Raw genomic sequence first — 7,410 nt, forward strand, 5'->3', positions numbered from 1 at the left:
TGTCAGTCTGTAGAGCGACCATAAGACCAGAACAGAGTAAATCTGTTAAGGCAGGTGCGGAACCCCGCAAGGGAAAGAAGCAGAAACCTAAATCGTGAGGTTTGGGAATCACCGTCCGTTTACGGCGGTGAGGATGTCAAACAGATATATCAATTTATTTTCTGAGAGTTATCTAGTGGGAGAGGAACAAAGAAGCTATTAAGGACTAGAAAAGTGCCTTGAGCTAGTTTTTTTTTAAACAGATAGTTGGGAGCAGAAAAACTACTTTTCTTTTTTGGTCTCAGGCAGAGAAGTTAATTGACTTAAGACATTTTGTTCTAAGTTACTTTGAACTTCCTTGGCGAGATTGAGAGCAAAGGGAGTGAGAGTTTGCAGTTCTTTGGTCGGGTCTAAGGGAATCACCAAGGAAACGGCTATCCAGGGTACTCTCTGTTTTTTTAATTGCGCCCATTGGTCAAGCCAATACCACACCGAGGGATCGTAATGACCACCACCTAGCCAAGCATACCATTGCACCACGGCAAAGGTGTTTTGTGTCCAGGCCCGATAGAATCGAGCCGTCGCCTTTCCTCCCGAGCGGGTGGGAATTGATAGCTCGGTTGTTTCCCCCTGATTCCAACGACTAATCGAAGTGATATCGGACCATTCTAATCCCGGTTGATTTTTATAGTAAACCTGTGGCTTTAAAAGCAGCGTGATCCTCTTGCCCTCAGGACTTTCCAGCACTTGTACCGACCATTTTCCCTCACCGATTTCACCTTGGCTCTGGTCGATGGTTTTCAGGTCAGACAACTCGATTCCCGATTCTTGTATGGCCTGCATTTTCTGAATATTACCGATTCTCGGTTGCTCCACCCAAGACCACTGGCCAGAAATTAAATTGGGCAAGATACCGCCTAAAATCAACAGCAGCAGCAGGCACAACAGCAGTAAATAATTACCCGGGAGCTTTTTTTTGAGTTTGTCTAACACTAAAGTTACCTCGGCTGGAATTTTTTGACTAATCATCCTGGTTACTTTCCCCTTGAGCCGGGGACTGTTTCTTAACCGCCTCGCGATACTGCATGATTTGGAAGACCAAAAGGATCAGTAATAACATCAAGACGGAGTATAAATCACCCCCCCAGCTATCGTGGAGTAATTTAAAGTTTGCCTCTTGTCCTGTGCCGTGAAACCAAGCTAAAAGCGCGTTACGAACGATATTAGCCCCGACACTAATTCCAAAGGCACTGAGGAGCATAAAGCGGGTTTTACGACCGTTTTCGATGGTATCAGTCCAATGGAGCAGCAGGAGGGTGACGTAAAGACTGGTGAATAACATTTTCAGCCCCGCACAGTAGGGAGCGACTTCCACCATCCTGCCTTCTACCGCTACATAGATACCGTCAACGGAGACATCTAAGCCGGCTTGCTGGAGAATAAAACCAGCGCAAGCGGCAATAAAAACCTGTAGGGGTAGGGTATAGGGAGCAATCAGGTAGGGGATAGGATTAGGAGTCGCTAAGGCTGTTAAAAGTAGGGGAAATCCTTGCAATTTAAAACCTTCTGTTCCTTTTAACCAGAGACAGATTCCCGCTAAAATAATCGGAAAAGACATACTAACCCAAAGGGAGGAACCGAGGAGATAAAAAATCGCTCCTAGGGTTAACAAAAACGCTCCTAGGGGGTGGGAGCGATCTTCGAGGCGTTGCCATTTTTTGCGATTCTGCCAGACAATATAGGCGGCGTAGGGAAGGCCGATCAAGCCGTGGCTAAAGTATTCGTGTTCGATGCCGATCGATTTATTCAGCCAACCATCGTACCAGTGAAAGATCACCGGACCATAGATAACCGCCAAGAAACCGATCATCAGCCAAGATTGCCGATTTTTGTGGGAGACGGGGGATAGGGAAGGACTAATACCCATAGGACGGAGCGATTTAGTGACAAATTCTGAATTTATGTTACCCGATGATCGCAGTAATCTGTTCAACCACGATTTCAATTTGCTCCTCGCTGATGCCAGGGTACATGGGGAGAGAGACAATTTCTTCACAGAGAATCTCTGCATGAGGAAAGTCTCCCTGTTGATAACCGAGGTAGCGATAGGCCGGTTGCAGATGACAAGGAATCGGATAATGAATGCCGGTTTGAATACCGACGGCAGTTAATTGTTCTTGTAGTTGTTGGCGCTCAACGGGACAATGGGGGAGGATGCGAATAACGTAGAGATGATAGACATGACCGGTCTCGGTTTCGTCTCGTACGGGTAAAATACCTTGATCGGCTAAAGGAGCCAAAAGCCTGTCGTATTGTCTTGCCGCTCGCTGACGGGAGCGATTCCAGCCTTCCAGATGGGGTAATTTAATGTTTAAAATGGCGGCTTGTATGCTATCCAAACGGCTATTAGTGCCGATATCGGTGTGGAAATACTTGCTCGGGGCGCCATAATTTCTTAAACTGCGGGCTTTTTGGCTAATTTCTGGATCATTGCTCACTAACATTCCGCCATTGCCAAAAGCACCCAAATTTTTACTGGGATAAAAACTAAACCCCGCCGCCACACCGACACTGCCGGCGCGATAACCTTCTCTACTGGCTAAATGGGCCTGGGCCGCATCTTCAAAGATAATCAGATTATAGCTGCGGGCAAAATCCTGTAATTGTTGGGGTGATACCATCTGTCCGTACAGGTGTACGGGGAGAATGGCGCGGGTGTTGGGGGTAATTCTTTGGGCAGCCGCCGCGAGGTCAATTAAGGCCGTATCGAGGTGACAATCAACTAAAATCGGTTTGGCCCCCGCTTGAATAACACCCATGAGGGTAGCGACAAAGGTATTAGCGGGGACTAGCACTTCATCCCCGGCACCGATGCCGTAAGCTTGTAAAGCCAGGGCAAGAGCAGCCGTGCCAGAAGCTACTCCCACAGCATACTCGACTCCGCAAGCTTGGGCGAAGGCGGTTTCAAATTCGGCTAAAGCTTGGCCTAAAACAAAATCTCCCCGGTCGATAACTGTTTGGATTGCCTCGGTAATTTTTGCTTGTAGGGGCTGATTTTGCCAAGTTAAATCGACAAAGGGAACTTTGATTAAATGGGAATTCATCTAGTGCTTGTTTATGGAGACATTATTAATTGTCAAGAGACTAGCATAGATTTGAGCAACTTGGCTAGATTCCTATTCAGGGGATTTGGCCTTGACTTGGCCAAAAGAATCAAGTTGACTGCCTAGCTACTTATTTTTGCTGCCAAACTTTGAAGATAATTCCTAGGCAGAGGAGAATATAAGCAGAAGTTAATAAACCGTTCCAGTATAAAAAGCGAAAACTCAAGGTTTGGTCGCTGAAAGTAGCCCCAGTCCAGAGGAAAGCGTAAAAAAGTAGCCATCCTAGCGTTAAATTCAGGGATAAGCGACTAATTTGCCGTTCTTTTCCCTTTCCTTCCCCTTGATACCATGTCCAAGCGGAGGGAATCACTCCTAGAAAGGGAATTAGATATAACATTAATTGCAGGCGTTCTAATTTGCGATCGCCAAAAGGGTCGTGATTAATCATGGTATTTTTCCGATAGAACTGGTTATTATGAGTGATTTTCCCGCTTTAACGGCGTTAATTCTGGCCGGTGGCGAAAGTTCCCGTATGGGACGAGATAAAGCCTTATTATCTTTTCAGGGTGTCTCTTTTCTAGAGAATACTTGTTTAATTGCCCAAGATTGTGCAGTACAAGTGTCTGTGATTACGCCTTGGCCGGAACGTTATGAACTTATCATTCCCCAATGCTGCCGGATAATCAAGGAACCGCTTCCCACTAGGGGGCCTTTATTGGCCTTTGCCTTGGCATTAACTTTTGTATCAACCGATTGGGTTTTATTGCTCGCTTGCGATTTACCTTTACTAACGCCCTCAATTATGCAAGGATGGTCAAGATTATTAGCCACTGTACCAGAAAATGCCATCGCTTTGGTTCCCCGGTGCGGCTCTCGTTGGGAGCCTCTCTGTGGTTTCTATCATCGTCGTTGTTTAGCATCTTTGCAGAGTTATATTCAGCAAGGGGGAACTTCTTTTCAAAAATGGTTAAATGTCTCCGTGGTGGAGGAATTAATCATCGATAATTCCGAGATTTTATTTAACTGTAATACCCCGGAAGATTTAGAGATAATAATAAACTCCCCAGATATTAACCGTAAGAAACCCTAGCACAAAAGGGACTAAAAGTAAAGATATCGGCCAAGGAATGTTGGATAAATGGCGATAACCATAGTAGAGCATTCCGGTTAGATAACCGCCGGTTACACCGATAATTGCGCCGACAATATCGCCATTTATGGATAAATAGGAAGTGAGCAAAATGACGATGGAAAAGGGCAAAATTATCAAGCCACCTAAAAATATATCGCCGGTGAGACTACCATATTTATTACTTAATTTTCTGCCTAACCAACTAGATAAAGTCAGAATAATAAAAGGAAATACTGCCCAGCCTAATAACAGCAAAAAATCAGATTTAACTGTCCAGTTTTGCCAAGTAAAAGCGATGAAAAAACTGCTGATGATTGCTGCCAATACACCTGTAGCCAAAGCCTGATTACGGTTAAGCTTTAAAAAAGCCTCTGCTAGACCGGTCTTGGGTTTGAGCAAAGATGAGCCAGAGATTTTCAGCAAATTAAAAACAATAAAAAGAGTTTTTGACCACTTGATCGATTGCCGTTGTCGATAACTTTTCTGAGAGTCTCTTAACTTATTTGCAATGGCATGATAGCGGCGAAAATTTCCCTGTTGCTTAAATTTCTTGGCCGCTATTTGGAAATCTTTTCGTGCTGCCGGCAGTTCCGAGAGTTCCTCTAGAGCCAATCCTCTTTGATAATAGAATTGGGGGTTATCTGGGTCAATGGCGATTGCTTTTTTATAAGCTTCTAGGGAGGATTGGGTGTAACCGAGTCGTTGACGGGATAAACCGAGGTAATAGTAAGCTTGGGAACAATCGGGTTTTAACTGCAAAACTTGCCGACAATCGCTTAAAACTTGCCGATCCTGCTGATTATGGTAGTAAACTTCCGCCCGTTGCAGATAGGCCTGCCAAAATTGCGGATTAATTGCGATCGCTTGCTGGTAAAATGCGATCGCTAATTGATAATTTCTCTCTTGAGCGTAGTGCCATCCCTGTTGATAAAAATCCTCGGCACTGGGGTTAAAAGTGGGTATTTCTGGGGATAAACGGCGATCATACTCTTTTCTTTGACCTTTATCGCTCAAAACCCGATAAGCTTGTTCAATTTCCCGAAATTTTGTCACTGCCTCTGGATCATTGGGATTATAATCGGGGTGATATTGCCGGGCCAGACGACGAAAAGCGGCTTTTATCTGATTATTACTGGCATGACGGGGAATTTGCAGGATTTCATAGTAATTTTTCATACTTGAATGCGGGGGGAATTTTCAACTACTTAAAATTGTTGCCAATGGCTCGCCGAAACGACTATCATTGTCAATTAAATAGCTTTTATTGAGAGTTGATCGCTTATGTCTGCCTACACTGCTTCCTCCCTGAAAGCGGAACTCAACGCGCGGGGGTGGCGCTTAACTCCCCAGCGAGAGAAAATTCTGCACGTTTTCCAGAATTTACCGAAAGGCAATCATCTCAGCGCCGAAGAATTGCAGGAATTGCTGGACAAAAGGGGGGAAGGAATTAGTTTATCGACAATTTACCGCAGTGTTAAACTGATGTCGCGGATGGGAATTTTGCGGGAGTTGGAATTGGCCGAGGGTCATAAACACTACGAACTCAATCAACCCTATCCCCACCACCATCATCATTTGGTCTGTATTCAGTGCAATAAAACCATCGAATTTAACAATGATTCCATTCTCAAACACAGTCTCAAACAGTGTGAGAAAGAGGGTTTTCAGTTAATTGACTGTCAGTTAACGGTGATGGCCATCTGTCCGGAAGCTTTGCGGATGGGTTGGCCGTCGGGAATACCGAGTAATTGGGGTTGTACGCGTTCGCTGGTGGATACTCGTTTCCAAAACTGCGAGATTCCCGAATCAAAGGAGCCAGAACCGGAAAACTAGACATCTAAGCGGACATTCCCAACTGAAAACCGAGAGCTTTTTTCTGCATTAATTGGAAAATATTATAAAATCCGTTGGCGCGGGAAGGGGTAAGGCTGACTTTTAAACCGGTTTCTTCGATAAAATCCGGGGTGACTTGCAGGATTTCCGTGGGAGTCAGTCCATTGAAACCCTCGATTAACAAAGCAACTAAACCCTTGACTAATTGCGCGTCGGAATCCCCTTTGTACCAAACCTGGCCATTTTCGAGGTCGGCAGTGATATAAACTTGGGATACACAGCCATGAACTTTATTAGCGGGTATTTTGGCAGATTCTGGTATTGGTTCTAGTTTTTTAGCAAAAGCTAGTAATTGTTCGTATTTTTGCTTAGGATCGGTACGACGTTTGAGGCGTTCGACGATGCGATCGAGATTAGACGGGAGCATATTGCGAGTTAAAATAGGAAAAAATTAGCCAATAGCTTTTTTATATTAGCATTCTTGCGGAAGTTGAGCGCTGTGGTTATCGGCACCAGGACTACCTTGGTCAGAGTGCCTCGAGGCTATCTGCTAGAATTGGCATCAATGAAATACCACGCTTGCAGGAGCTATGGATCGCCGTACCAAAAATATAAAATCTCCTTACAATCCTAGGCAATATCGGACTGCCGTTTCAATTTCTGGCATTTTTTCTTCGGATAGTTTCCCAACTGGTGCCGAGGGGAAGCGATTTTTATCAATTGAACGAATTTGAAAACCAAGAAAGACTGTTTCTAAAGGAAGCCCACTTTCATCAGTCGAAACGCGAACATTAGTCGGATAATCTTGGCGAATATTTTCTCCTTTCGTCCCCACCACTACCATCACCACTAAGGGTAACTGATTGATCACATCAATAGATAATACTAAAACTGGTCTAGTTCCTGCTTGCTCTTTTCCTTGAATCGGGTTAAGATTAACGAAATAAATTTCACCTCTTGCGATAGTCATTTTCTACAAACCGTCCATTTCAGAGACCATAAACTCCTGATTAATGGTAGCTATTTCTCCTAAAATATCCACATCATCTGCCATTATTTGCAATTGCTCTTCATCAATTAATTGAGTTTCTATTGTCAATTTTACTTTAGTATTCGGCTTAAGATTAAAGGTTTCAGTAGGATAAAAAGCTTCTCCATTGAAAATAGCAGTAATTTTTTGATTCATCATTTCTGTACCAACATAAATCAAGCTTCTCTTACTGGGACTTAGACAAAAAACAAATCGATAAAAGCCTCAACTCCAATCCCCGCTTGGGATTTACTTCGAGAAGCCCAAAATCGCTGAAACCCAGATATATCAAGGAAAATCATAAATTGAGGTTAACCCTTTGTCCCGTAATG

Annotated in this window: 10 protein-coding genes; 2 read left to right on the forward strand and 8 right to left on the reverse strand. The window is 44.1% G+C overall.

What is annotated here, in order from left to right; translation table 11 throughout:
• Positions 1–261 precede the first annotated feature (261 nt).
• From O9295_RS19195 to O9295_RS19210, 4 genes are all read right to left on the reverse strand, one after another.
• Entirely contained in the window at positions 262–1,008 is a 747-nt protein-coding gene (locus O9295_RS19195; protein ID WP_288034596.1) for a cyanoexosortase B system-associated protein, read from the reverse strand.
• Positions 1,001–1,906, reverse strand: coding sequence for a cyanoexosortase B (crtB, locus tag O9295_RS19200; protein WP_288034599.1), 906 nt, complete (start codon positions 1,904–1,906; stop codon positions 1,001–1,003). Before crtB ends, O9295_RS19195 begins: the two co-directional genes overlap by 8 nt.
• Before the next feature lie 37 nt (positions 1,907–1,943).
• Positions 1,944–3,083 (reverse strand): DegT/DnrJ/EryC1/StrS family aminotransferase, encoded by a 1,140-nt coding sequence (locus O9295_RS19205; protein ID WP_288034602.1) that lies wholly within the window; start codon positions 3,081–3,083, stop codon positions 1,944–1,946.
• 130 nt (positions 3,084–3,213) lie between these two features.
• Positions 3,214–3,531 carry a hypothetical protein gene (locus tag O9295_RS19210; protein WP_190722860.1) on the reverse strand — a complete coding sequence of 106 codons (318 nt, stop codon included), beginning with the start codon at positions 3,529–3,531 and terminating at the stop codon, positions 3,214–3,216.
• Between the two features lie 27 nt (positions 3,532–3,558).
• Between O9295_RS19210 and O9295_RS19215 the strand changes: the two genes are divergently transcribed.
• A complete protein-coding gene (locus O9295_RS19215; RefSeq protein ID WP_288034604.1) occupies positions 3,559–4,173 on the forward strand; it encodes a molybdenum cofactor guanylyltransferase in 615 nt (204 codons plus the stop codon).
• Here O9295_RS19215 and O9295_RS19220 read toward each other — a convergent pair.
• Entirely contained in the window at positions 4,126–5,391 is a 1,266-nt protein-coding gene (locus tag O9295_RS19220) for a DnaJ domain-containing protein (protein ID WP_288034608.1), read from the reverse strand. The genes O9295_RS19215 and O9295_RS19220 overlap by 48 nt on opposite strands.
• A gap of 105 nt (positions 5,392–5,496) precedes the next feature.
• Here O9295_RS19220 and O9295_RS19225 point away from each other — a divergent pair, with 105 nt between their 5' ends.
• Positions 5,497–6,048, forward strand: a complete 552-nt coding sequence (locus tag O9295_RS19225; protein WP_002737956.1) for a ferric uptake regulation protein — start codon at positions 5,497–5,499, stop codon at positions 6,046–6,048.
• A 4-nt stretch (positions 6,049–6,052) separates the two neighbouring features.
• On the opposite strand, the gene O9295_RS19230 is transcribed toward O9295_RS19225, so the two are convergent.
• From O9295_RS19230 to O9295_RS19240, 3 genes are all read right to left on the reverse strand, one after another.
• Positions 6,053–6,475: a SufE family protein gene (locus O9295_RS19230; protein ID WP_002761229.1), complete on the reverse strand. Its 423-nt coding sequence runs from the start codon at positions 6,473–6,475 to the stop codon at positions 6,053–6,055.
• Positions 6,476–6,670: 195 nt separating this feature from the next.
• A complete protein-coding gene (locus O9295_RS19235; protein WP_079209012.1) occupies positions 6,671–7,018 on the reverse strand; it encodes a type II toxin-antitoxin system PemK/MazF family toxin in 348 nt (115 codons plus the stop codon).
• A 3-nt stretch (positions 7,019–7,021) separates the two neighbouring features.
• Positions 7,022–7,237 (reverse strand): hypothetical protein, encoded by a 216-nt coding sequence (locus tag O9295_RS19240; protein ID WP_288034614.1) that lies wholly within the window; start codon positions 7,235–7,237, stop codon positions 7,022–7,024.
• Between the last annotated feature and the right edge of the window lie 173 nt (positions 7,238–7,410).

Source organism: Microcystis sp. LE18-22.4A, from assembly GCF_027531105.1.
Lineage (GTDB): Bacteria > Cyanobacteriota > Cyanobacteriia > Cyanobacteriales > Microcystaceae > Microcystis > Microcystis aeruginosa.